Annotated in this window: 31 protein-coding genes; 24 read left to right on the top strand and 7 right to left on the bottom strand. The window is 63.7% G+C overall.

Annotated features, from left to right (window positions below; translation table 11 throughout):
* Positions 1-89: 89 nt before the first annotated feature.
* From O7A61_RS20010 to O7A61_RS20000, 3 genes are all read right to left on the bottom strand, one after another.
* Positions 90-794, bottom strand: a complete 705-nt coding sequence (locus O7A61_RS20010; protein WP_337131273.1) for a glutathione S-transferase N-terminal domain-containing protein — start codon at positions 792-794, stop codon at positions 90-92.
* Positions 795-996: 202 nt separating this feature from the next.
* Positions 997-2,205, bottom strand: a complete 1,209-nt coding sequence (locus tag O7A61_RS20005; RefSeq protein ID WP_337131271.1) for a beta-ketoacyl-[acyl-carrier-protein] synthase family protein — start codon at positions 2,203-2,205, stop codon at positions 997-999.
* Positions 2,206-2,209: 4 nt separating this feature from the next.
* Complete coding sequence (locus O7A61_RS20000) at positions 2,210-2,464, bottom strand: acyl carrier protein (protein WP_027145432.1); 255 nt, start codon at positions 2,462-2,464, stop codon at positions 2,210-2,212.
* 196 nt (positions 2,465-2,660) lie between these two features.
* Here O7A61_RS20000 and O7A61_RS19995 point away from each other — a divergent pair, with 196 nt between their 5' ends.
* From O7A61_RS19995 to O7A61_RS19975, 5 genes are read left to right on the top strand one after another with little or no spacing between them, the layout of a single operon-like run.
* Positions 2,661-3,503, top strand: a complete 843-nt coding sequence (locus O7A61_RS19995; protein WP_337131270.1) for an urease accessory protein UreD — start codon at positions 2,661-2,663, stop codon at positions 3,501-3,503.
* Positions 3,504-3,531: 28 nt separating this feature from the next.
* The gene (locus O7A61_RS19990) at positions 3,532-3,834 is read left to right on the top strand and encodes an urease subunit gamma (protein ID WP_015314510.1); all 303 of its coding nucleotides are present in this window, start codon (positions 3,532-3,534) and stop codon (positions 3,832-3,834) included.
* 12 nt (positions 3,835-3,846) lie between these two features.
* Positions 3,847-4,101, top strand: coding sequence for a DUF1272 domain-containing protein (locus O7A61_RS19985; protein WP_027145430.1), 255 nt, complete (start codon positions 3,847-3,849; stop codon positions 4,099-4,101).
* Between the two features lie 26 nt (positions 4,102-4,127).
* Entirely contained in the window at positions 4,128-4,715 is a 588-nt protein-coding gene (locus O7A61_RS19980) for a HupE/UreJ family protein (RefSeq protein WP_337131269.1), read from the top strand.
* Positions 4,716-4,722: 7 nt separating this feature from the next.
* Positions 4,723-5,028, top strand: coding sequence for an urease subunit beta (locus tag O7A61_RS19975; protein ID WP_337131268.1), 306 nt, complete (start codon positions 4,723-4,725; stop codon positions 5,026-5,028).
* 74 nt (positions 5,029-5,102) lie between these two features.
* Here O7A61_RS19975 and O7A61_RS19970 read toward each other — a convergent pair whose 3' ends face one another.
* On the bottom strand, positions 5,103-5,597 hold the full coding sequence (locus O7A61_RS19970) for a hypothetical protein (RefSeq protein ID WP_027145427.1): 495 nt from the start codon (positions 5,595-5,597) through the stop codon (positions 5,103-5,105).
* A 114-nt stretch (positions 5,598-5,711) separates the two neighbouring features.
* On the bottom strand, positions 5,712-6,089 hold the full coding sequence (locus O7A61_RS19965; RefSeq protein WP_140715400.1) for a hypothetical protein: 378 nt from the start codon (positions 6,087-6,089) through the stop codon (positions 5,712-5,714).
* A 167-nt stretch (positions 6,090-6,256) separates the two neighbouring features.
* Between O7A61_RS19965 and ureC the strand changes: the two genes are divergently transcribed.
* The 9 genes from ureC to O7A61_RS19920 all read left to right on the top strand — a co-directional run bounded on the left by ureC (position 6,257) and on the right by O7A61_RS19920 (position 12,950).
* Positions 6,257-7,969 (top strand): urease subunit alpha, encoded by a 1,713-nt coding sequence (ureC, locus tag O7A61_RS19960; protein WP_442921093.1) that lies wholly within the window; start codon positions 6,257-6,259, stop codon positions 7,967-7,969.
* 64 nt (positions 7,970-8,033) lie between these two features.
* Complete coding sequence (locus tag O7A61_RS19955) at positions 8,034-8,522, top strand: DUF29 domain-containing protein (protein WP_337131267.1); 489 nt, start codon at positions 8,034-8,036, stop codon at positions 8,520-8,522.
* 37 nt (positions 8,523-8,559) lie between these two features.
* On the top strand, positions 8,560-9,153 hold the full coding sequence (locus O7A61_RS19950; RefSeq protein ID WP_337131266.1) for a hypothetical protein: 594 nt from the start codon (positions 8,560-8,562) through the stop codon (positions 9,151-9,153).
* Between the two features lie 44 nt (positions 9,154-9,197).
* A complete protein-coding gene (locus O7A61_RS19945) occupies positions 9,198-9,803 on the top strand; it encodes a glutathione S-transferase family protein (RefSeq protein ID WP_337131265.1) in 606 nt (201 codons plus the stop codon).
* Entirely contained in the window at positions 9,800-10,363 is a 564-nt protein-coding gene (locus O7A61_RS19940) for an urease accessory protein UreE (protein WP_337131263.1), read from the top strand. The genes O7A61_RS19945 and O7A61_RS19940 overlap by 4 nt, the downstream gene beginning before the upstream one ends.
* On the top strand, positions 10,356-11,027 hold the full coding sequence (locus O7A61_RS19935; protein WP_337131262.1) for an urease accessory protein UreF: 672 nt from the start codon (positions 10,356-10,358) through the stop codon (positions 11,025-11,027). The genes O7A61_RS19940 and O7A61_RS19935 overlap by 8 nt, the downstream gene beginning before the upstream one ends.
* A complete protein-coding gene (locus O7A61_RS19930) occupies positions 11,024-11,464 on the top strand; it encodes a DUF3995 domain-containing protein (RefSeq protein WP_337131261.1) in 441 nt (146 codons plus the stop codon). The genes O7A61_RS19935 and O7A61_RS19930 overlap by 4 nt, the downstream gene beginning before the upstream one ends.
* Positions 11,461-12,102 carry an urease accessory protein UreG gene (gene ureG / locus O7A61_RS19925; RefSeq protein ID WP_337131260.1) on the top strand — a complete coding sequence of 214 codons (642 nt, stop codon included), beginning with the start codon at positions 11,461-11,463 and terminating at the stop codon, positions 12,100-12,102. The genes O7A61_RS19930 and ureG overlap by 4 nt, the downstream gene beginning before the upstream one ends.
* Before the next feature lie 80 nt (positions 12,103-12,182).
* Positions 12,183-12,950, top strand: coding sequence for a class II aldolase and adducin N-terminal domain-containing protein (locus O7A61_RS19920; protein ID WP_337131259.1), 768 nt, complete (start codon positions 12,183-12,185; stop codon positions 12,948-12,950).
* 2 nt (positions 12,951-12,952) lie between these two features.
* Here the strand turns inward: O7A61_RS19920 and O7A61_RS19915 are convergent, their stop codons facing one another.
* Positions 12,953-13,585, bottom strand: coding sequence for an HAD family hydrolase (locus O7A61_RS19915; RefSeq protein WP_337131258.1), 633 nt, complete (start codon positions 13,583-13,585; stop codon positions 12,953-12,955).
* Between the two features lie 241 nt (positions 13,586-13,826).
* On the opposite strand from O7A61_RS19915, the gene O7A61_RS19910 reads away from it, so the two are divergent.
* Positions 13,827-14,786 carry a sugar-binding transcriptional regulator gene (locus O7A61_RS19910; protein ID WP_337131257.1) on the top strand — a complete coding sequence of 320 codons (960 nt, stop codon included), beginning with the start codon at positions 13,827-13,829 and terminating at the stop codon, positions 14,784-14,786.
* A gap of 25 nt (positions 14,787-14,811) precedes the next feature.
* Here O7A61_RS19910 and O7A61_RS19905 read toward each other — a convergent pair whose 3' ends face one another.
* Positions 14,812-14,997: a hypothetical protein gene (locus tag O7A61_RS19905; protein ID WP_027145414.1), complete on the bottom strand. Its 186-nt coding sequence runs from the start codon at positions 14,995-14,997 to the stop codon at positions 14,812-14,814.
* Positions 14,998-15,107: 110 nt separating this feature from the next.
* Between O7A61_RS19905 and gcvA the strand changes: the two genes are divergently transcribed.
* From gcvA to O7A61_RS19860, 9 genes are all read left to right on the top strand, one after another.
* Positions 15,108-16,013, top strand: coding sequence for a transcriptional regulator GcvA (gene gcvA / locus O7A61_RS19900; RefSeq protein ID WP_337131256.1), 906 nt, complete (start codon positions 15,108-15,110; stop codon positions 16,011-16,013).
* A 256-nt stretch (positions 16,014-16,269) separates the two neighbouring features.
* Positions 16,270-17,580: an ABC transporter substrate-binding protein gene (locus O7A61_RS19895; RefSeq protein ID WP_027145412.1), complete on the top strand. Its 1,311-nt coding sequence runs from the start codon at positions 16,270-16,272 to the stop codon at positions 17,578-17,580.
* 123 nt (positions 17,581-17,703) lie between these two features.
* A complete protein-coding gene (locus O7A61_RS19890; protein ID WP_027145411.1) occupies positions 17,704-18,576 on the top strand; it encodes a carbohydrate ABC transporter permease in 873 nt (290 codons plus the stop codon).
* A gap of 11 nt (positions 18,577-18,587) precedes the next feature.
* Positions 18,588-19,412, top strand: a complete 825-nt coding sequence (locus O7A61_RS19885) for a carbohydrate ABC transporter permease (protein WP_337131254.1) — start codon at positions 18,588-18,590, stop codon at positions 19,410-19,412.
* A gap of 50 nt (positions 19,413-19,462) precedes the next feature.
* Entirely contained in the window at positions 19,463-20,467 is a 1,005-nt protein-coding gene (locus O7A61_RS19880) for an ABC transporter ATP-binding protein (protein WP_337131253.1), read from the top strand.
* Positions 20,468-20,477: 10 nt separating this feature from the next.
* Complete coding sequence (locus O7A61_RS19875; RefSeq protein ID WP_337131252.1) at positions 20,478-21,248, top strand: L-iditol 2-dehydrogenase; 771 nt, start codon at positions 20,478-20,480, stop codon at positions 21,246-21,248.
* A gap of 168 nt (positions 21,249-21,416) precedes the next feature.
* A complete protein-coding gene (locus O7A61_RS19870; protein WP_337131251.1) occupies positions 21,417-22,895 on the top strand; it encodes a mannitol dehydrogenase family protein in 1,479 nt (492 codons plus the stop codon).
* A 15-nt stretch (positions 22,896-22,910) separates the two neighbouring features.
* Positions 22,911-23,594, top strand: a complete 684-nt coding sequence (locus O7A61_RS19865) for an HAD family hydrolase (RefSeq protein WP_337131250.1) — start codon at positions 22,911-22,913, stop codon at positions 23,592-23,594.
* On the top strand, positions 23,591-24,491 hold a 901-nt coding region (locus O7A61_RS19860; RefSeq protein ID WP_337131249.1), incomplete at its 3' end, for an FGGY family carbohydrate kinase. The genes O7A61_RS19865 and O7A61_RS19860, both read left to right, overlap by 4 nt.

The following is a 24,491-nucleotide window of genomic DNA, read 5'->3' as shown; positions in this document are numbered from 1 at the left end:
GGCGTGGCGTCTCTTGCCGCCTCCGTGGTCGGCAGGGGCGGACCCAAGGCGAAAGCAAAGTAGGGACGCGCTTCCCAAGGGCCGGAGGTTCAGCTCCGCGCCGGAATGGTCAGGCCCTTCTGCACCGCTGGCCGCGCCAGGCCGCGCTCAAGCCACGCTGCCAGATTGGCGAAATCATCGAAGCCGACCAGTTCGCGCGCTTCGTAAAAGCCGATCAGGTTGCGCACCCAGCCGAGCAGCGAGATGTCGGCGATGGTGTAGTCATTGTCCATGATCCACTTGCGGCCCTTCAGCCTGACGTCGAGAACGCCGAGCAGGCGGCGCGATTCGTCGCGGTAACGCTCCAGCGGCCGCTTGTCGGCGATCTCGCGGCCGGCGAATTTGTGGAAGAAACCGACCTGGCCGAACATCGGCCCGACCGCCGCCATCTGGAAGAAGACCCACTGGATCGTTTCGTAGCGCCGCGCTGCATCCGCTGGGATGAGCAGGCCGGTCTTTTCAGCGAGGTAGAGCAGGATCGCACCGGATTCGAACAGGCCGATCGGCTTGCCGTCCGGGCCATTGGGATCGATGATCGCCGGAATCTTGCCGTTGGGATTGAGCGACAGGAATTCAGGCGTCCAGCTCTCGTTCTTGCCGATGTTGATCAGGTGCGGCTCATAGGGCAGGCCGAGTTCCTCCAGCGCGATCGATATCTTCACTCCGTTCGGCGTCGTTGCCGAATAGAGCTGGATCTGGTCCGGATGCTTGGCCGGCCAACGGGTTGCGATCGGAAAGGCGGACAGGTCGGCCATCGAGAACTCCTGAGCGGGGGGATTTGCGCCAAGGGGCGCGGTGTCGGCGGGGTCGGCCAAGAATTAGGGCTGCGGCGCGGCCGGATCAATATGCGGCGACGCTTCACCATGCACGGACAGTCAATCGATCCGAACGCCCGGGACGGTGGTAACCGCCCGGGGCAGGTAGTGACCGCCCTGGGCAGGTAGTGAACCGCCCGGATTAGATGGCCTTGAAGGCCAGCACCGCATTGGTGCCGCCGAAGGCAAAGCCGTTGCTGATGGCGGCGCGCACCTTGCGCTCGCGCGCGACATTCGGCGTCACGTCGAGATCGCAGTCGGGATCGGCCTCGCGGTAATTCGCCGTCGGCGGCACGACGCCTTCGCGGATCGCCATGACGCAGGCGATCATCTCCAGCCCGCCCGAGGCGCCGAGGCAATGCGCGTGCATCGACTTGGTCGAGGACACGGAGAGCGCCTGCGCATGACCGCCGAAGACGCGCTTGATCGCGAGGGTTTCGATCTGGTCGTTGGCCTTGGTGCCGGTGCCGTGCGCGTTGAGGTAATCGACATCCTCGGGATTGAGCCCGGCATCGGCCAGGCAGAAACGCATCGCGGCTTCCGGGCCCTCGACGGTCGGCGCGACGATATCGGAGGCATCGGCCGAAAGGCCCGCGCCGGCGATCTCGGCCAAAATGGTGGCGCCGCGCGCCATCGCGTGTTCGTAGCTTTCCAGAACCGCCATGCCGGCGCCTTCGCCCAGCACCAGCCCCTGGCGGTCGGCCGAGAACGGCCTGCACGTGTCGGGCGAAAGCACGCGCAGCGCCTCCCAGCCCTTCAGCACGCCCCACACCAGCGGCGCATCGGTGCCACCAGCCACCATGACGTCGGCGCGGCCGAGCCTGATCTGGTCGACCGCCGAGGCGATGGCATGATTGGCCGACGAACAGGCCGAAGTGACGCCGAACACCGGTCCGCGCAAACCCAGATGCATGCTGACCTGGCCGGCGGCTGCGCCCGGCATGACCCTGGGAACGGTGAAGATGCCGGCGCGATTCTTGCCCTCGATCAGGATGGCGCGATAGTTTTCCTCGACCGTCTCGAACCCGCAGACGCCAACACCGACAATGGTGCCCATCCGATAGGTATTGGCCGCATGCGGGATCAATCCGGACTGCCGCATGGCTTCTTTCGCCGCGATCACCGCCAAGAGGCTGAAGCGATCCATCGACACCAGTTGCTTGCGCTCTATGCCGTGATCCGGCAGCGCTTTGATCTCGCAGCCGGTCTTGACCTTCAGGTCGTGCAGGAAGGGATTGTCGATCGGGCCGATCGCCGACCGGCCGGCCCGCATCTCGGCCCAGATTGCCTGCGCATCGGTGCCCAATCCGCACAGCCCGCCGATGCCGGTAATGACGACGCGCTTCAGCATTCGGTCAGGCTTTTTTCGCGATCAGCGCGCGAACGGCCTCGACCATGTCGCCGACATTCTTCAGATTGCTCCAGGCATCGACCGTGTTCATCTCGATCTCGATGCCATATTGCTCCTCGAGGTCGAAGATGATCTCGGTCAGCTCCAGCGAATGGATGCCGAGCGCCGTCAATTCGGTCGTGGTGGTGATTTCCTCGCCGCCCGGCTCGGCATGGGCCTTGATCTTCTCGATGATGTCCGTTGCCAGCTGGTCAGCCATTCGGTTTCTTCCCCACTTGTCGTTTCCGACGCTGAACAGCGCCTTCTTTTCCTCGATATCAGGTCGCGATCTTCGCCTTCTACCCCCGCCAAGCGTTGCCTGACCGTACCAAGGTGGTTCCCTCTATAGAAACGGAAACGTCATCAAGCAACAAGCTATATGTCGACAAAAGCGCCACAGTGCTTAACCTGACGGCGTGGATACGATCGAAAATACGAAGTTCTCAGGTCAACCGGCCCAGCGCGCGGCGGGCAAGGCACAGCTTGGTTGCGCCAGCATCGACGGACGCACGCGGCTGCGGCGCCTCTATCAGGACGGCTCCGCCAAGATAAGGCTGCCGGCCGTTCCAGCCGGCCCGCTGGAGGCCGTCCTGATCAACACCGCCGGCGGGCTGACCGGCGGCGACCGCCTCGGTTGGGATGTCGATGTCGGCGTGGATGCCAGCGCCGCGATAACAACCCAGGCCTGCGAAAAAGTCTATCGCGCCGCGTCGGACCATGCCGAAGTGCGGGTCAAGCTGACCGTGGGTGCGAACGGCAGCATCGCCTGGCTGCCGCAGGAAACCCTCGTCTTCGACCGCGCCGCCTTTGCCCGCACATTGGATGTCGAACTCGCGGCCGGAGCCGAGGCGCTGGTGCTGGAAGCCACTGTCTTCGGCCGCCTGGCCATGGGCGAACGTGCCGCACAGGGCACTTTTCGCGACCGCTGGCGTGTTCGCAGGGAAGGAACCCTCATCCATGCCGAGGATTTTCGCATCGGACCCGATATCGCCGACACCCTGGCCCGTCCGGCGATATCAGGTGGCGCGATCGCCGTGGCTACGCTGCTGCTGGTGTCGCCGCGCGCGGAAGCCTTGCTCGACCCGGTTCGGGAGATCATTGGCGACCGGGGTGGCGCCAGCGTCTGGACCGTGAAGACATCTGGCAAGCTTCTTGCGAGGCTTTACGCCGGGGACGGCTACCACCTGCGCCAGCGGCTGGTCCCGCTCGTCGAATTGCTCAACGGAAGGGCGGGGTTGCCCAAATTATGGTCACTGTGACTGTGTCCGCATCATTTCAGGAAGACGCATGAACCTGACGCCAAGGGAAAAGGACAAGCTGCTGATCGCCATGGCGGCGATCGTGGCGCGTAAGCGGCTCGAGCGCGGCGTCAAGCTCAACCATCCGGAAGCCATCGCGCTGATCACCGATTTCGTCGTCGAAGGCGCCCGCGATGGCCGCCCGGTGGCCGAGCTGATGGAGGCCGGCGCCCATGTCGTCAGCCGCGCGCAGGTGATGGAAGGCATTGCCGAGATGATCCATGACGTGCAGGTGGAAGCGACATTCCCCGACGGCACCAAGCTGGTGACCGTGCACGAACCGATCCGGTGAGGAGAGAGAAAAATGCTGGAGCTGCGCCCGAACTGCGAATGCTGCGACAAGGATCTGCCGCCCGAAGCGAAGGATGCGTTGATCTGCACTTTCGAGTGCACCTTCTGCGCGGGCTGTGTCGAAAACGTACTTGGCGGCGTCTGCCCGAACTGCGGCGGCGATTTTACAGCCCGGCCGATCCGTCCCGCCGCGATGCTGAAGAAATATCCGGCTTCGACCAAGCGCGTGCTCAAGGCCGAGGGCTGCGGTCCGCGCAAGGCCGCCTGACACCGCAAAACGAAAGGCAAGATAAAATGGTCCCTGTCAAACGCCTGTGCCTCTCGGCGATCCTGCTCGTCGCGGCAGCCATGCCCGCCTACGCCCATGTCGGCATCGGCACGACATCTTCATTCATGGCCGGCTTCACGCATCCACTGTCGGGCCTCGACCACATGACGGTGATGCTCGCTGTCGGCCTGTGGGCGGCCCTCAAGGGCGGCAAGGCGATCTGGGCCTGGCCGGCGGCGTTCGTCGGCGTCATGCTGGCCGGCGGCGCATTTGGCATGCTGCACGTGCCGCTGCCCTTCGTTGAGCCGGGCATACTGGCCTCCGTCGTGGCGCTTGGGCTGCTGGTGGCGCTGGCGATCGATCTCCCGGTTTCGGCCGGTGTGGCCATCATCGGCCTGTTCGCTCTGTTTCACGGCCATGCCCATGGCACGGAAGTGCCGGAAAATGCCGGGGGCCTCGAATATATGGCCGGCTTTGCCGTTGCCACCGTGCTGTTTCATGCAATCGGCATCGCCGCTGGTCTGAGCCTTGGCCTCAGGTTCCGCGGTGTGGCCCGTATCGCGGGTGCCGCCTGCGCGGCGATCGGCGTCGGCCTCGCCTTCGGCGTTGTGTGAGGGTCCCATGATCCCCGGCGAAATCATTCCCGCCCAAGGCGACATCGAACTCAACAAGGGTCTGCCGACCGTCATCCTGAAAGTGGCCAACGGCGGCGACCGGCCGGTCCAGGTCGGCAGCCACTACCATTTCTACGAAACCAATGAGGCGCTGAAATTCGAACGCGAGCGCGCGCGCGGCATGCGCCTCGACATCGCCGCCGGCACCGCCACGCGCTTCGAGCCGGGGCAGGAACGCGACGTCACGCTGATGCCGCTCGGCGGCAAGCGCGAGGTCTATGGATTCCAGCAGAAGGTGATGGGCAAGCTGTGAGGGTGTCTCATGCGTGGTGCGTAAGGCCGGCGAGCGGCTTCAGAGCAGGCATGAACGCAAGCACTGCGCGCCGCTCAGCCCGACGGCTTGGCGGCCGCATAGATGACGATCTTTCCGGGATCATCGAACTCCACGGCGAGCACATCATCGGCAAGCACGCGCCGCGACTCAATGGCATTGTAGAGCAGGGCGTTGGCCTCGATCTCCTTGCGCAGTTCCGCGACATCGTCCTGATGCTGCCTAACCTTGTTCTCGATGGCCGGCGGCGGGCCGCCCTCGCTGCGCGCCGCGTCGGTCAGGAACACGATATCGACCTTGTCGAGCTTGGACGTCTTGCGCACCGTGCTGATGTTTTCGCGCGTGCGGTCGATCGCCGAATTGACCTTTCCGATCTCAGCGGTCGTCTTGGCCTCTTCCTGGTTGACCTGCGAGCCGACAATCCGGTCGACAGTCTCCGGGCTTTGAAGGCCCTGCGCGTTCAGCGCGGCCTGGGGAACGCTCGCCGCGACAAACGCAGCCGCGGCAACGGCGTGCAGCCAACGGGCATCGGGCAAGGTGGTGTCGGTCATCGTCCACTTTCGCGGTTTGTTTCGACGCTCAGGAAACGAAACGACTCCGGCCCTGCCACGGTTCCCGTCATGATTCGGCGGGCGGACCGGATACCGGCCCGCCACGCCGGGTCCTTAACTCGCTTTCTTGGTGATCAGGGTCAGCGCGCCATTCGGCTCCATGCTGGCCGCGACCACCTGAGCCGAGGTCATTCCCTTGGCCTGGAGAGCGGATTTCACCTTGGGGGTGGCGTCGATCGAACTGCGCAGTTTCTGCAAGCCGGCGTCACCACGCTGCGCGATCACCTGGTTGACCTGCGTCTGCGTGTCCTTCGGCAACTCGCTGATGTCGATGACGTTGACGCTCTGGATCGCTGGTGCGGCCTGCTGACCGCCAGGGGCGGCTGGAGCCGGCGTGGTCGGAGCGGGCTGTTGCGCGGGCTGCTGCTGGGCACTGGCGGCACCAGCCAGCATCAGGCTGGCGGCGGTTGCAAGAACTATCGTTTTGCGCATGGATTTTCCTTCCATCGATTTGGCAAACGGTCGCTTTGGGGTGGCGTCCCAACCTCAACCGCCAAATGGGATCAGAAGGTGTCGCCCAGCGGGTCATTGCGTGACCATTGGAAGGCGACAATGTGCAGACGGGCTTCGACCATACCGCATTTCGGGAGCAATCGCTGATGGCCAGACTAACCCGTGCCGCCTACGCCCAGATGTACGGCCCGACCGTTGGCGACAGAGTGCGGCTTGCCGATACCGAGCTGATCATCGAGGTCGAGAAGGATTTCACCATTCATGGCGAGGAGGTGAAATTCGGCGGCGGCAAGGTCATTCGCGACGGCATGGGCCAGAGCCAGGTTTCCCGTGCCCAGGGCGCGGTCGACACCGTCATCACCAACGCGCTGGTGATCGATGCCAGTGCCGGCATCTTCAAGGCCGATATCGGCCTCAGGGATGGCCGTATCGCCGCAATAGGCAAGGCCGGCAATCCTGATACGCAGGATGGCGTCACTATCGTCATCGGTCCCGGCACCGAAATCATCGCCGGCGAGGGCAAGATACTCACCGCCGGCGGCTTCGACGCGCATATCCACTTCATCTGCCCACAGCAGATCGAGGAAGCGCTGATGTCGGGCATCACCACCATGCTCGGCGGCGGCACCGGCCCGGCGCATGGCACGCTGGCGACCACCTGCACGCCGGGGCCATGGCACATGGCGCGCATGATCCAGTCCTTCGACGCTTTCCCGATGAATATCGGCCTGTCGGGTAAAGGCAACGCCTCGCTGCCCGCCGCACTCGAGGAAATGGTGCTGGGCGGCGCTTGCTCGCTCAAACTGCACGAGGACTGGGGCACGACGCCGGCCGCGATCGACTGCTGCCTGTCGGTCGCCGACGACTACGACGTGCAGGTGATGATCCACACCGACACGCTCAACGAGAGCGGCTTTGTCGAGAACACGGTGGCGGCGATCAAGGGCCGCACCATCCATGCCTTCCACACCGAAGGTGCGGGTGGTGGCCATGCGCCTGACATCATCAAGGTCTGCGGCCTTCCCAACGTCATCCCGTCCTCGACCAACCCGACGCGGCCCTACACCGTCAACACGCTGGCCGAGCATCTCGACATGCTGATGGTCTGCCATCATCTGTCGCCGTCGATCCCCGAGGACATCGCCTTCGCCGAAAGCCGCATCCGCAAGGAGACCATCGCGGCGGAGGACATCCTGCACGACATCGGCGCCTTCTCGATCATCTCGTCCGACAGCCAGGCCATGGGCCGCGTCGGCGAGGTGGCGATCCGGACCTGGCAGACCGCCGACAAGATGAAGCGCCAGCGCGGGTCACTGCCGCAGGAGACCGGCGACAACGACAATTTCCGCGTCCGCCGCTATATCGCCAAATACACGATCAATCCGGCCATCGCCCACGGCCTCTCAAAGGAGATCGGCTCGATCGCGGTCGGCAAACGCGCCGACCTGGTGCTGTGGAACCCAGCCTTCTTCGGCGTCAAGCCGGACATGGTGCTGATCGGCGGCATGATCGCCGCCGCCCCGATGGGCGACCCCAACGCCTCGATCCCGACGCCGCAGCCGATACACTACCGGCCGATGTTCGGCGCCTATGGCAAAGCCCGGACCAATTCGTCGGTGACCTTCGTTTCGAAGGCCGCGCTCGAATCAGGTTTGCACGGCAGGCTTGGCGTCGACAAGCAGTTCGTCGCCGTCGAAAACACGCGCGGCGGCATCGGCAAGCACTCGATGGTGCTCAACGACGCCACGCCCCATATCGAGGTCGATCCGGAAACCTACGAAGTTCGCGCCGACGGCGAACTCTTGACCTGCGAGCCGGCGACCGTGCTGCCGATGGCGCAGCGGTATTTTCTGTTTTGAGCCTCACCGGTGCCCGCGCCAAGAAGCCGTTTAAACGCGGCGCGCTTTAGGGCATTATGCGCATATGAACAGGATTGACCGTCTCAGGGCCATGACACCCTATGAAACAGACTACGCCCAGTGGTGCGCCGAGCAGGGTGCGTTGCTGCGCGAGGGTCGTCTCTCCGATCTCGACCGCGAGAACCTTGCCGAGGAGATAGAAAGCTTGGGGAGAAGTGACCGGAGAGAAATTCGCAGCCGGATGCGGGTGTTGATTGCACACCTCCTGAAATGGGAATTCCAGCCGGGCCACAGATGCCACAGCTGGCAATCGTCGATTTCCGAGCAGCGTGTCTGGGTCGAAGGTATCCTCAAGGATAGTCCGAGTCTTCGTCGCTATCCTGCTCAAATCTTCGATCAGTCCTACAAAGACGCGTTGCCCATTGCCATTCAGGAAACCGGCCTGCGGAAATCGCAATTTCCAAGTGAGCCACCGTTCAATGCCAAGCAGGCGCTCGATGGGAGATTTTGGCCTGGCGGCCCCCTTTCGATGGATGATTTCCTGCGAGACTAGCTGCCTCTTTTTCCCACCAGCGTTTCTTCCAAGATCCATGGCCACCGAAATAGCCTCCGCCCACGATATCTTCCCCCATATCCGCATCGTCATGGGCATGGTGATCGGACTTGGCGTCGCCCGCCTGCTGTCGGGGGTGGCGCGCATCGTCCAGCATCCTGGCCAATATCGGCTCTATCCCGTGCATCTGGCCTGGGTCGCCTCGGTGCTGTTGATGCTGGTGCATTTCTGGTGGTGGGAGTTCGACCTCTACGCCATCGAGACGTGGACCTTTGGCAAATACCTTTTCATCATTTTCTACGCCATCACGCTGTTCCTGCTGTGCGCGCTGCTGTTTCCGGATTCGATGCTGGACTACACCAGCTACGAGGATTTCTTCTATTCGCGCCGCGCCTGGTTCTTTGGACTGCTGGCGGGGACCTATCTGCTCGACGTCATCGACACCCTGTTGAAAGGTCCGGAGCATTTCGCCCGCTTCGGCAACGAATATCTGTTCCGCACGCCGGTCTTCGTCGCGCTCTGCGTCGCCGCGATCCTGGTGCGCGACCGCCGCTTCCACATCGCCTTCGTCGCGGCAGCGCTCATCTACCAGATATCGTTCATCCTGCGGCTCTTCGACACGATCGTATGACACCTCCCGATGATCTAGTGTTCCGGGGAAAGGCAGGTTCAACGATGTACAAGGCCGTCGGATCGCGCGGATCCCGGGTCAGCCGCGTCCTCTGGATGCTGGAGGAGCTCGGGGAGCCCTATGAATTCGTCGAGGTCAAGCTGCGCTCGCCGGAAGCCTATGCGCTCAATCCGTCGGGCAAGGTGCCGATCCTCATCGACGGTGAGCTGACGGTGACGGATTCGGCGGCGATCTGCGTCTATCTCGGCGACAAGCACGCCGACAAAGGCATGGGCGCCAATCTCGGCCTCGCCGGCCGTGCCGAGATGGATTCCTGGATGCATTTTGCCCAGTCGGAGTTCGAAGCGCCGCTGTGGAACAAGCTGCGCCATCGTTTCCTCTTGCCGAAAGAGATTCGGGTCGATGTCGGTCCTGCCGCGGCCTATGACTTCGCCACGGAGGTCACGGCGCTGGACCGCCGGCTCGGCGACAGGCTGTTCGCGCTGGGCGACCGGTTCTCGGCTGTCGACGTGCTGCTCGGCGACATGGGCGGCTGGGCGCGTGCCGGCCGGTTCCCGATCGACTCCGACCGCGTCAACGCCTATTTCGACCGCGTGTTGTCGCGGCCTGCCCGTGCGCGGGCGCAAGCCAACGGAGGCTCCATGAAATGAAGCTCAACCTCAACACCGACTTCACCAAATTTCCGCGCGCCGTCTCGGTGCTGCCTGCGGGCAGTGTTGGAGCCACCGCGCCATCCGGCCGTGCGGTTCTCGCCCATGACGAGCGGCATCTGCGCCGCCGCGCCATCGAACTTGCCGACGGCAGCAAGGTGCTGGTCGACTTGCGCGAGCCTGTTGCCCTCAACGATGGCGACCGGCTCGTGCTGGAGGGTGGCGGCCATATCGAGATCGTCGCGGCGCCCGAAGCGGTCTATGACATCCGCGCCCGCGACGCCGTGCATCTGACCGAACTCGCCTGGCATATTGGCAACCGCCATCTCGCCGCCGGCATCGAGGCGAACCGCATCCTCATCCTTCGCGACCACGTCATCAAGGCGATGCTGGAGGGGCTCGGCGCCACGGTGCGCGACGTCTCGGAACCGTTCAAGCCGGTCCGCGGCGCCTACTCCGGTGGGCATGGCCACGCCCACGCCGAGGCGCACAGCCATGGCCACGGCGAATCCCATTCGCACAGCCACGCGCATTCGCATCACGATCATCATCATGACTGACCAGCCCTCCGGCATCGCCCTGCTGCGGCTGATGGCTTGGCTGTCGCCGGCCTTTCCGGTCGGCGGCTTTGCCTATAGCCATGGCCTTGAGCGGGCGGTGCATGATGGGTTGGTGACCGATGCCGCTGGCCTTGCCGGCTGGCTGGAGACGCTGATCGAGATGGGTTCGGGCTGGAACGATGCCGTGCTGTTCGCCGAGAGCTGGCGCCGCGCCCGCGAAGGCGGCGATCTGGCCGAAGTCGCAGCACTGGCCGAGGCATTGGCCGGCTCGCGCGAACGCCACACCGAGGCCATGCTGCAAGGTGCGGCCTTTCTTAAGGCCGCCGCCGCCTGGCCCAATCCAGTGCTGGAGCGCTTGCCGGCCGAATGCGCCTATTGCGTCGCTGTCGGCACTGTCGCCGGCGGCAACGGCATTGCGCTGCAGGATGCGCTGTCCGCCTTCCTGCAAGCCTTCTTCTCCAACCTCGTCCAAGCTGCGATCCGGCTCGGCGTCATCGGCCAGAACGAGGCCACGACGCTGCTGGCAGGGTTCGAGCCGCTGGCGCTCTCGACCGCTGCCCGCGCGGCCCGCTCTATGCCGGACGATCTCGGCGGCTGCGCCTTCATCTCCGACATCGTGGCGATGAAGCACGAAACCCAGTACTCACGACTGTTCCGCTCATGATCCTCCTCGCCTTCGTCCTCTCATTCGTCCTGCTGCTGATCACGGCCCTGCACGTCTATTGGGGCATAGGCGGCATCTGGCCGGGCAGGGATGCGGCGTCCTGCGCCCACGCCGTCGTCGGTTTTCGCGGCGTTGACGAAATGCCGACGCCATTCGCCAGTTTCGCCGTTGCCGCTTGCCTTGGCCTGGCAACGCTGTGGCCGCTGGCGCTCATCGGTTTCTTTGCCTCGCCGTTTCCAAAGGAGGGGCTTGCCGCCACGTCGATGCTGATCGGTCTGGTGTTCCTGGGGCGCGGTATCGCCGGTTTCACGCCCTGGTGGCGCCGGCTGGCACCCGAACAGCCTTTTGCGCGGCTCGATACCAGTCTCTATTCGCCGCTGTGCCTGCTGATCGGGCTCGGCTTCGCGGTTCTTGCCATCATGGAGTTTCCGACATGACACAAGCGAACGGTCCTCTTCGTATCGGCATCGGCGGCCCCGTCGGTTCCGGCAAGACGACGCTCACCGAAAAACTCTGCAAGGCGCTGCGCGACGAGTTTTCCATCGCCGTCGTCACCAACGACATCTACACCCGGGAAGACGCCATGATGCTGGCCCGGCTGCAGGCGCTGCCGGAGGACCGCATCGTCGGTGTGGAGACCGGCGGTTGCCCGCACACCGCCATCCGCGAGGATGCCTCGATCAATTTGCAGGCCATCGCCGAGCTGAACCGCAAATTCCCCGATCTCGACATCATCTTCATCGAATCCGGCGGCGACAACCTGGCCGCCACCTTCTCGCCGGACCTTGCCGACCTGACGCTCTATGTCATCTCGGTCTGCCAGGGCGAAGAGATTCCGAGAAAGGGCGGCCCGGCGATCACGCGTTCCGATTTCCTCATCATCAACAAGAGCGACCTGGCGCCCTATGTGAACGTCAATCTCGATGTCATGGAGATCGACGCCGGCCGCATGCGCGGCAAGCGGCCGTTCGGCTTCACCGATCTTTCGCGCGGCAAGGGCCTGCAGGAAGTGATCGATTTCATCGTCGAGCACGGCGGACTTCGGACTGTTGGCGCCGCAAGCACGGCGGCATAGCTGGCCTTCTGCACCAAGCGAAAGCGGTTGCGGGCACCAGCGGAGCACGGCATTCTTGCCGAAACCGGAGGATTTCTAGGATGAGCATTGCCCGCCTGCAGAAGGAAACGCTGACCAACCTGCCCTTCTACGACGAGCGTGTCGATCTCGCCTGCGCCTTCCGTTGGACGGCGCGGCTCAACATGCACGAAGCGGTGGCCAACCATTTCTCGCTGGCCGTCAACGACGATGGCACCAGGTTCCTGATGAACCCGAACCAGGTGCATTTCTCGCGCATCAAGGCGAGCGACCTGATCCAGATCGACGCCAACGACCCTGAGACGCTTTCGGGGCCGAATGCACCCGACCCGACGGCATGGGGCCTGCACGGCGCCGTCCATCGCAACGTGCCGCACGCGCGCTGCGTCATGCATGTCCATTCGATCCACGCCACCGTGCTGGCCTCGCTCGCCGACTCGACACTGCCGCCGATCGACCAGAATTCGGCGATGTTCTTCAACCGTCACGTCGTCGACGCGCATTATGGCGGGCTGGCCTTCGAGGAAGAGGGCGAGCGCTGCTCGCAGCTTCTCGCCGACCCCAAGGTCAAGGTGATGGTGATGGGCAACCATGGCGTGCTGGTTGTCGGCGACACCGTCGCCGATGCCTTCAACCGCATGTTCTATTTCGAGCGCGCCGCCGAGACCTACATCAAGGCGCTGTGGACCGGCCGGCCGCTGCGCACGCTCTCCGACGCGATTGCCGAGAAGGCGGCGAGCGAGATGGACGACTATCCCGGCCAGGCCGAACGCCATCTCGCCGAGTTGAAGGCGATCCTCGACGAACAGGAGCCGGTGTACCGGAACTGAGCCTACAGTCCGAGCTGAGCCCGCAATTCCTCGGCGCTGTTGATGACCACCGCGCCGGGCGGTCCTTCCATCGGCTTTTCAGGCCAGAAGATGGTCTTCATTCCCGCAGCCAGCCCCGCCATGGCGCCCGGCCAGCTGTCGTCGACCGCGACGGCGTGCGCAGGATCGACGTCCGCCAGATAGGCGGCGCGCAGGAAAGGCTCGGCGTGCGGCTTGCCTTCGCGCACGTCGTTGCGGCTGATCGTCTTCATGCCGGGGTAAGTCAGCCCCACCATGTGCAGGTTGGCGTCGACGATCATCCGGTCCGAATTGGAGACCACCGCCTGCTGCACACCGAGCGCGCGCAGTTCGTTGAAGACCTCGATCGCGCCTGGGCGCGGCTTCAGCTCCTCGACCAGCGGCAGGTAATGCTCATATTTGTGAACGATCCATTCGTCGAAGGGCAGTTGCAGCCCGAACTCGTCGCGCATCATTTCGTAGACCGGCCAGGCGGCGACGCCGAGCACGCGCTCATGCAGATCGTCAGGCGGCGTGAGGCCGGCATTGCGCATCGCTGCAATGAGGGCTGCCTCGTGCAGCGGTTCGCTGTCGACCAGCGTGCCGTCCATGTCCCAGAAAACCGCCTTCGGTGTCATGCAGCGCTCCTTTTTGCGATCCCTTAAAGGGTTTGCGACGGGAGATAAACCTTTAGTGGCCGCAGAACATGCCTTCTGATGAAAACGGAACCCGCCGCGCTTTCTCCAGCCGGATGATAGTGAAGAAAACTCCGCTCTATCGGTGTAAGCATTTGCTCTTGAGATTGACAATTGCGCAGGCGGTCATTCCCTGCGAAACTGATATGACCGCCTGATGATCGGCGGTTTCGGGAGGCAGAACGTGAATACCCGGCAGGATGGCGGCACCAACAGGCTGGACGACGCGGCGCGCGCCGGCTGGCTCTACTATGTTGCCGGCAACACACAGGACCAGATCGCCGCCACACTCGGCATATCGAGGCAGACGGCGCAGCGGCTGGTGTCGCTGGCGGTGTCGGAAGGCCTGATCAAGGTCCGCGTCGATCATCCGATCGCCAACTGCCTGGATCTTGCCGCGCGGCTGAAATCGCGCTTCGCGCTCGACCTTGTCGAGGTGGTGCCGAGTGACCCCAATTCGTCCTCCACGACCATCGGCATCGCCGAAGCGGCGGCCGCCGAGATCGAGCGGCGGCTTCGGTCGCCGATACCGCTCGTCATGGGCATCGGCACCGGACGCACGCTGAAGGCGGCGATCGAACAATTGCCGCCGATGGAATGCCCGCAGCACAAGGTGGTGTCCCTGACCGGCAACATCTCGCCGGACGGTTCGGCCGCCTTCTACAACGTCATCTTCACCATGGCCGACAGGGTCAAGGCGCGATCCTTCCCGATGCCGCTGCCGGTCATCGCCTCCTCGCCGCAGGAGCGCGAGATGCTGCTCAATCAGCCGATGATCCAGCCGACGCTGGCGCTTGCCGCCGAGGCCGATGTCACCTTCATCGGCATTGGCGACCTTGGGCCGAAGGCGCCGCTCTACGAGGATGGCTTCATTTCCGAAAGCGAGCTGAAAGCCCTGCAGAAGGCCGGCGGCGTCGCCGAAATCGTCGGCTGGGTGTTCGATCGCGAAGGCCGCATGATCGAGGGCATCACCAATGACCGGGTGTCGTCGGCGGCGCTGCCGTCGCGTGAGAAGTCGCTGGTCATTGCGCTTGCCATGGGCGAGCGCAAGCTGCCGGGTATCCTGGCGGCCGTCAACCGCCGGCTGGTCAACGGGCTCATCACCGACGAGCGGACGGCGGCCGCCCTGCTGGCCAGCATTTGACGGCTTCGTGATAAAGCCAGCAAGGCTATTGGTGCCGGCCGAAAGGGTCGTTGCCGTCGAGAAAACCGAGGTCGCGCAGCAGATGCGGCGACAGGTCCCTGATATCAAGATGTGCCTTTTTTCTGGTCGCGAACCAGCCAAACCCGTCCACAAGCCACGAAATCCAGCGATGATCGGGAGCGGGAGTGCATTTTTGCTGCGCCATGGTCATGATCGTCAACCTTCGTTATCCTGAACCCGAATGACGGGTTGAGCATCAATGTCGGCCTTGCCGGCCGACTTTGCCAATCGAACGTCGATAACGACCCATAAGGATGCCTTATGCCTGACCTCAGCGCGCCACAGCTTTCGCAACTCCCGCCGCTGCAGGCGATCCGGGTGTTCGAGGCGGTGGCGCGGCATCTTTCCTTCACCAAGGCCGCTGGCGAACTCGCCATGACGCAAGCGGCGGTCAGCTATCAGATCAAGGTGCTGGAAGAGCGCGTCGGCGCGCCGCTGTTCCTGCGCCGGCCGCGACAGATCGAACTCACGGAAGCCGGCCAACGCCTGGCGCCGGCCGTCAGCGAGGCCTTCGCCATTCTTAGCCAGGCCTATGCCGCCGCGCGCGGCGGTGCGGACGGGTTGCTATGTGTGACCACGGTGCTGACCTTTGCCTCCAACTGGCTGGCGCACCACCTCGGCGCGTTCCAGATCGCGCATCCGTCGCTTGCCGTGCGGCTCGAGACGTCGAGCCGGCTGACGGATTTCGCCCGCGAGGATGTCGACCTTGCCATCCGTTCGGGCGGCGGCAAATGGCCGGGGCTGGAAGCCCACAAGCTGCTCGATGCCGATTTCACGCCGATGCTGAGCCCGAAGCTCGCGGCGAGCATCGGCGGCATCAACGAACCGGCCGATCTGCTCAAGCTGCCGATCCTCGATCCCAGCGATATCTGGTGGACACAATGGTTCGAGGCCGCCGGCGTGCACAGCCATGACCTTGCCAGGCGTCCCGGCAGCAGCATGGGCGCGCAGGCCTATGAAGCCAACGCGGCCATATCGGGCCACGGGGTGGCGATCCTGACCCGGGCGCTGTTCAAGGCCGAACTCGCCGACGGCCGGCTCATCCAGCCGTTCGACCTGGTTGGCGACGACGGGCACGCCTACTGGCTGGTCTACCCAGAGGCGCGCCGCAACGTGCCCAAGATCCGCGCCTTCCGTGACTGGCTGCTGGCCGAGATCGCCTGCTGACCGGCGGACAAGTTGACTGGCAGACAAGCTGACCGGCAGACCGGGCAAGAAAACCACATCTCGTTCAAGAGGCTTTCGGCCCTGCCGCCCGGATCCCAGGCGGGGGCAATCCGAGCCCTGTTGCCGATCGTCCGCCGCCATGCGCCGGGGTGCGTGCTGCGCTGCAGCATCGAATCTGGCTTGACATAATTCACACCAAGTGAGTAATTGCTCATAGCCAAGGCAAATGCTCATCTTGGTTTATGGGAGGAATTTGATGAAACTTCGCACGCTCACCCTGGGCTTGTTGTCCGCCAGCGCGCTTGCGTTCGCCGCACACGCCGAATCCATCACCATCGCCACAGTCAACAATGGCGATATGGTCCGCATGCAGAAGCTGACCGACGACTTCACCAAGGCCAACCCCGACATTCAGCTCAACTGGGTCACGCTCGAAGAGAACGTGCTGCGCGAGCGCGTCACCACCGACATTGCCACCAAGGGCGGCCAGTATGACGTGATGACCATCGGCACCTACGAGGTTCCGATCTGGGCCAAGCAGAGCTGGCTCTTGCCGCTCGACAAGCTCGGCGACGACTACGACGCCAAGGACATCATCCCGGCCATCGCCGGCGGCCTCTCGGTCGATGGCAAGCTCTATGCCGCGCCCTTCTACGGCGAAAGCTCCTTCGTCATGTACCGCAAGGACCTGATGGAGAAGGCCGGCCTCAAGATGCCCGACGCGCCGACCTGGGACTTTATCAAGCAGGCCGCCGACAAGATGACCGATCGCGCCAGTGGCGTGAACGGCGTCTGCCTGCGCGGCAAGGCCGGCTGGGGCGAGAACATGGCCTTCCTGACCGCCATGTCGAACTCATTCGGCGCCCGCTGGTTCGACGAGAACTGGAAGCCGCAGTTCGATCAGCCCGAGTGGAAGAAGACGCTGCAGTTCTATGTCGACCTGATGAAGGCCGACGGTCCCGAGGGCGCCTCGTCCAACGGCTTCAACGAGAACCTGGCGCTCTTCCAGCAGGGCAAGTGCGGCATGTGGATCGACGCCACCGTGGCGGCGTCCTTCGTCTCCGACCCGAAGAACTCGACCGTCGCCGACAAGGTCGGCTACGCCCTGGCGCCCGATAACGGCCTGGGCAAGCGCGGCAACTGGCTGTGGGCGTGGTCGCTCGCGATCCCGGCCGGCACGCAGAAGGCCGACGCCGCCGAGAAGTTCGTCTCCTGGGCCACCAGCAAGCACTATGCCGAGCTCGTCGCGTCGAAGGAAGGCTGGGCCAACGTACCTCCGGGCACGCGCTCCTCGCTCTATGCCAATCCCGAGTACCAGAAGGCGGCTCCGTTCGCCAAGATGACGCTGGACTCCATCAACGCCGCCGACCCGACGCATCCGACCGTCAAGCCGGTGCCCTATGTCGGCGTGCAGTTCGTCGCCATCCCTGAATTCCAGGGCCTTGGCACCACTGTCGGCCAGCTCTTCTCGGCGGCTCTTGCCGGTCAGTCGAGCGTCGACGATGCGCTGAAGCAGGCCCAGGACGCCGCGACCGCGGCGATGACCGAGGGCGGTTATATCAAGTAAAGCTCCTCCCGGTGCCGAATGCCGGCCGACGATCATGACCGGCAACGGCCGCCCGAAACCCAGTTCGGGCGGCCGCCTTCAACGCCTCTGATAATTCAGTTTGATCCTTGAAGGGTGACCGTCATGGCTACTCAGCAGACCCGTTCGCTTGCCCGATTTATGATGGCGCCATCCGTGGTGCTGCTGCTGGTCTGGATGGTTGTTCCGCTCGCTCTCACGCTGTGGTTCTCCTTCCAGCAGTACAATCCGCTTAATCCGATGCGCGATGGCTTCGTCGGCCTCTCGAACTACGCGCTGTTCTATTCCAACCCGGCTTTCCTGCAGTCGATCCTCAACACGCTTGTCCTGGTGGTCAGCGTGCTGCTGATCACGGTGATCGGCGGCATACTGCTGGCGCTGCTCATCGATCAGCCGATGTGGGGCCAGGGGATCGTGCGCATTCTCGTCATTTCGCCGTTCTTCGTCATGCCGCCGGTGGCAGCGCTGGTGTGGAAGAACATGATCATGCACCCGCAATATGGCGTCTTCGCCGACATAGCCCGCTTCTTCGGGGCGCAACCGATCGACTGGTTCGGGCAGCATCCGATGACGGCGATCATCATCATCGTCGCCTGGCAGTGGCTGCCTTTCGCGACATTGATCCTCCTGACCTCGCTGCAGTCGCTCGACGGCGAGCAGAAGGAGGCCGCCGAGATGGATGGCGCCGGCTTCATCAGCCGCTTCATCTATCTGACGCTGCCGCACATGTCGCGGGCGATTACCGTGGTCATCCTGATCCAGACGATCTTCCTGCTCTCCGTCTATGCCGAGATCCTGGTCACCACCAATGGCGGCCCGGGCTATGCCTCCACCAACCTGCCCTTCCTTGTCTACCAGAAGGCGTTGCTGGAGTTCAAAATCGGCCAGGCATCCGCGGGCGGTGTGATCGCCGTCATTCTCGCCAACATCGTCGCCTTCTTCGCCATGCGCGCCGTCGGCAAGAACCTGGACAAGTAAGGGAGGTCAAGATGGCACGCGCAGTCACTATCCAGCACAAGACAATCGCGACCGTCGCCGCCTGGATCGTCGCCCTGCTGATCTTCTTCCCGATCCTCTATACGATCATCACCTCGTTCAAGTCGGAACAGGAGGCGATCCAGGGCTTCAACCTGATCCCATCGGGGACCTTCGAAAGCTATGCCGAAGTCCAGGCGCAGAGCGGCTATTTCAAGTTCTTCCTGAACTCGGTGCTGCTCTCCGTCGGCTCGACCATCCTGGCGCTGCTGGTCGCCATTCCGGCGGCTTGGTCGATGGCGTTTTCGCCGACCAAGCGGACCAAGGACATCCTCATGTGGATGCTGTCCACCAAGATGATGCCGGCGGTTGCCGTGCTGTTTCCGATCTACCTGATCTTCCGCAATCTCGGCCTGCTGGACTCGCGCATCGGCCTGATGGTCATGCTGATGCTGATCAACCTGCCGATCGTGGTGTGGATGCTCTACACCTACTTCCGCGAGATCCCCGGCGAGATCCTGGAAGCGGCCCGCATGGACGGCGCGTCGCTGTGGAACGAGATCATCTACGTGCTGACGCCAATGGCGGTGCCGGGCATCGCCTCGACCATGCTGCTCAACATCATCCTGGCCTGGAACGAGGCATTCTGGACCATCCGGCTGACCACCACGGACGCTGCTCCGCTGACCGCCTTCATCAGCTCCTTCTCCAGCCCGCAAGGCCTGTTCTGGGCCAAGCTTTCGGCGGCCTCGACGCTTGCCATCGCGCCGATCCTGATCATGGGCTGGTTCAGCCAGAAGCAGCTGGTGCGCGGCCTGACCTTTGGCGCGGTGAAGTAACGGAAATTGCCTGAAGCAATCGGCGAAAAATAGCTCTCGGGGAGGAAACCATGGGAAACATCACGCTCAAGAACGTCTCCAAATCGTTTGGATCGACGTCCATCATCCCCGGTCTCGACCTGGTGATCGAGAATGGCGAGTTCGTCGTCTTCGTCGGCCCGTCGGGCTGCGGCAAGTCGACATTGCTGCGGCTGATCGCCGGCCTTGAGGACACCAGCGGCGGCACCATCAACATCGATGGCCGTGACGTCACCGGCGAGGCGCCGGCCAAGCGCAAGCTCGCCATGGTGTTCCAGTCCTATGCGCTTTATCCGCACATGACGGTCGCCAAGAACATCGCCTTTCCGCTGAAGATGGCAGGCGAGGACCAGGCGACCATCGACAGGAAGGTGAAGGACGCGGCGCGCGTGCTCAATCTCACCAACTATCTCGAACGCCGTCCCGGCCAGCTCTCCGGCGGTCAGCGCCAGCGCGTCGCCATCGGCCGCGCCATCGTGCGCCAGCCCTCGGCCTTCCTGTTCGACGAACCGCTGTCCAACCTCGACGCGGCACTGCGCGGCACCATGCGGCTCGAAATCAGCGAACTGCACCATCAGCTCAAGACGACAATGATCTACGTCACCCACGACCAGGTCGAGGCCATGACCATGGCCGACAAGATCGTCGTCTTGAACGCCGGCAACATCGAGCAGGTCGGCTCGCCGATGGAGCTCTACAAGACGCCGCGCAACCTGTTCGTCGCCGGCTTCATCGGCTCGCCGAAGATGAACCTGATCGAGGGCGCGCCGGCTGACAAATACCGCGCCAGGACGATCGGCATCCGGCCCGAACATATGCAGATCTCGACCACGGCGGGCGACTGGAAGGCGACAGTCGGTGTTGCCGAGCATTTGGGCTCCGACACGTTTCTGCATGTCCAGGCCGATGGCGTCGGACCGCTGACGGTGCGCGCCGACGGCGAACTGGCCGTGCATCATGGCGACACGATCTACCTTACACCCGACAAGGCCAAGCTGCATCGCTTCGGCGCTGACGGCAAGGCGATGGCCCAGTGAGGGTGGGGCAGTGAGGCTGAAAGGCAAATCGGCGCTGATCACCGGGTCGGCGCGCGGCATCGGCAAAGCCTTCGCCGAAGCCTATGCGCGCGAAGGCGCCACGGTGGCGATTGCCGATATCAACCGTGAAGCCGCCGAGAAGACGGCCGCCGCGATCGGCGACAACGCCTATGCCGTCAAGCTCGACGTCACCGACCAGGCATCCATCGATACCGCGGTCAAAGCGGTGGAGAGCAAAACCGGCGGTCTGGACATCCTGATCAACAACGCCGCTCTGTTCGACCTGGCGCCGATCGTGGAGATCTCTCGGGCGAGCTACGAAAAGCTTTTCTCCGTCAATGTCGCCGGCACGCTGTTCATGCTGCAGGCAGCCGCCCGCTCGATGATCGCGCGGGGCAAGGGCGGCAGGATCATCAACATGGCGAGCCAGGCCGGTCGTCGCGGCGAGCCGCTGGTCGCGGTCTACTGCGCCACCAAGGCCGCGGTCATCTCGCTGACGCAGTCGGCCGGGCTCGACCTGATCAAGCACCGTATCAATGTCAACGGCATCGCGCCCGGCGTCGTCGACAGCGATATGTGGGACGAGGTCGATGCCTTGTTCGCCAAATACGAGAATCGGCCGAAAGGCGAAAAGAAACGGCTGGTCGGCGAAGGCGTGCCGTACGGCCGCATGGGCAAGCCGGAAGACCTCGCAGGCATGGCCGTGTTTCTCGCCAGTGACGAGGCCGAATACATCGTCGCCCAGACCTACAACGTCGATGGCGGCCAATGGATGAGTTGAAAAGGACGAGTTGAGGGGGAAGGCGCTTCTCTCATTTCCTCCGGAGAGACGCCACGGGGGCGGATGAGGGGCAGCATACTGGAAAACCAGGTGCGGCCCCTCATCCTCGCCCTCCCGAACGAAGGAGGCGAAACAGTCGGGCTGCAAATCGGCCAAAGGGTAAAGCAGATGACCGTGAAACTCTCTTCCTCGAGCCTCGCCGCGCTTCCGTCCAAGGTCGCAGGTCCGAACTATGACCGGTCGGCGTTGAAAGCCGGCATCGTGCATTTCGGCGTCGGCAATTTTCACCGCTCGCATCAGGCCGTCTATCTCGACGACCTGTTCGGTCAAGGCGTCGGTCATGATTGGGCGCTGGTCGGCGCTGGCGTGTTCGACGGCGAGAAGATCGGCCGCGGCAAGCTCGAAGAGCAGGACTGGCTGACCACCGTTGTCGAGCAGGACGAAGGCCACATGAGTGCCCGCGTCACCGGCGCGATGATCGATTTCCTGATGCCGGGCGACGCCGCCGGCATCATCGACCGGCTTGCCGACCCGGCAATCAAAATCGTATCGCTGACCATCACCGAAGGCGGCTATTTCATCGATCCGGCTTCCGGCGTGTTCAGTCCGACCCATCCCGATATCGTCGCTGACGCACAGCCGGGCGCCACACCGAAAACCGTATTCGGCATCATCCTGGCCGGGCTGGCGCGACGCCGCCAGGATGGCATCGTGCCGTTCACCGTCATGTCCTGCGACAACATTCCCCACAACGGTCATGTCACGTCGGATGGGGTGATCGGTCTCGCCCGCCTGATCGACGAGGATTTGGCGAGCTGGGTCAGCGAACACGTCGCCTTCCCGAACGCCATGGTCGACCGCATCACACCGGCGACCAGCGACCGTGAGCGCAAGATCCTTGCCGATGATTTCGGCCTCGAGGACAATTGGCCGGTGTTCTGCGAGCCGTTCCGGCAATGGGTGCTGGAAGACCATTTCACCGATGGCCGCCCGCCGCTGGAAAAGGTCGGCGTGCAGTTCGTCAGGGACGTCGCCCCTTACGAGCTGATGAAGATCCGCATCCTCAATGGCGGCCACGCCACCATCGCCTATCCGGCCGGGCTGATGGACATCCACTTCGTCCATGAGGCGATGCAGGAGCCGCTGGTGCGCGGTTTCCTCGACAAGCTCGAGCATGACGAGATCATCCCGACAGTGCCGCCGGTGCCGGACACGGTGCTGGAAGATTATTACCAGCTCATCGAGAAGCGCTTCTCCAATCCCAAGATCGGCGACACGGTGCGCCGCCTCTGCCTCGACGGCTCCAACCGCCAGCCGAAATTCATCATCCCGACCATCGCCGACCGGCTGAAGGCCGGCAAAGGCGTTGCCGGTCTGGCGCTGGAATCGGCGCTGTGGTGCCGCTACTGCTTCGGCACGACGGACAGCGGGGCGGTCATCGAGCCCAACGACCCGAGCTGGGACCGGCTGCAGGCAACGGCAAAGGCGGCAAAGGACGCGCCCGCCGCCTGGCTTGCGATGGACGATATCTATGGCGATGTCGGCCGCGCCACCGCCTTCGTCGAGGCCTTCGCCCACGCGCTCAACGTGCTCTGGGCCAATGGCGCGCGCGCCACGCTGACGCGCTATCTCGCCGGCAAGCTCTGAGAGCCAGCCGGCATCATGACGCCTGAACTGGTCATCTTCGACTGCGACGGCGTGCTGGTCGACAGCGAGGCGCTTTCCGTCTCGGCGCTGCTCGGCATGATCGAACTTGCCGGCGGCAGCGTCGGCGAAGACGCCGCCTACGAGCATTTCCTCGGCAGGAGCATGAAGAGCGTGCGCGAAATCCTTGGCCGCGACTTCGGCCTGGAGATCACCGATCAGCATCTCACCGCCATGCGCGTCGACCTCATGCGAAAGTTCCGTGAGGAGCTGAAGCCGATCGCCGGCGTCAAGGCGATGCTGCCGAAGCTCGGCCTGCCGTACTGCGTCGCTTCTTCCGGCACGCTGGAACGTATTCGTTACGCGCTCGACGTCACCGGCCTGCTCACGCTGATGGAGCCGCATCTGTTCAGCGCTGCCATGGTTGCCAGGGGCAAGCCGGCACCGGACCTTTTCCTCCACGCGGCCGCCGCCATGCGGGCGCAACCGCGAAATTGCCTGGTCATCGAGGACAGCCCGGCCGGCGTCGCGGCCGCGCTCGCGGCGGATATGCGCGTCTTCGCCTTCACCGGTGGCGCACACGCCAGCAATCCGGGATTGAAAGCGCGGCTTGCGTCGACCGAACCGGACTTTATATTCGCTGACATGCTGCAATTGCCCGATTTGATTGCAGGCCTGGGAGCGAGAGTTAGAGCATCTTGACGAAACAGTTTGTCTGCGCGGTCGATGTCGGCACCGGGAGCGCTCGCGCGGGCATTCTCGACGCCAGTGGTACCTTGCTTGGCCGCGCCGAGCGGCCGATCGCCATGAACCAGCCAAAGCCAGATCATGCCGAGCATGATTCACGCGATATCTGGGCCGCCGTCTGCACCGCCGTGCGTGCCGCGCGGGAAAAGGCCGGCGTCGCCGCCGAGCATATTGCCGGTATCTCCTTCGATGCCACCTGTTCGCTGGTCGTGCGTGACAGGCAGGGCGGCCAGCTCAGTGTGTCGAGCAGCGACGACAAGCGCTGGGACACCATTGTCTGGCTCGACCACCGTGCCATCGCCGAGGCCGACGAATGCACCGCGAGCGGCCACGAGGTGCTGAACTACATCGGCGGCGTTATGTCGCCCGAGATGGCAACGCCGAAGCTGATGTGGTTGAAGCGAAATCTACCGAAGACGTGGAACGAAGCCGGCTATTTATTCGACCTGACCGATTTCCTGACCTGGCAGGCGACGGGCTCGCTGGCCCGCTCGCAATGCACGCTGACAGCGAAGTGGACTTATCTGGCGCACCAGGACACCGCGTGGCAGCGCGATTTCTTCGAACTCGTCGGCCTCGACGATCTTTTTGATCACGGCAATCTGCCGGAGCGGGCCAGTCCGGTCGGCGCCGATATCGGTCCGTTGACGGCGCAGGCAGCGGCAGAACTCGGCCTGACCGAAAACTGCCGCGTCGGCGCAGGCGTCATCGACGCCTATGCCGGGGCGCTTGGCGTGCTCGGCGGTTTTGCCGGCGACGACCGGAATATCGGTCGCCATCTGGCGCTGATCGCCGGCACCTCATCCTGCGTCATGGCAATGTCGCCCGACCCGCAGCCTTTCGCCGGCGTCT

Origin of the sequence: Mesorhizobium sp. Cs1321R2N1, assembly GCF_037179725.1 — a bacterium.
Taxonomy (GTDB): domain Bacteria; phylum Pseudomonadota; class Alphaproteobacteria; order Rhizobiales; family Rhizobiaceae; genus Mesorhizobium; species Mesorhizobium salmacidum.
Note: the sequence above shows the minus strand (reverse complement) of the source record. Positions and strands in the feature narration are given on the sequence as shown.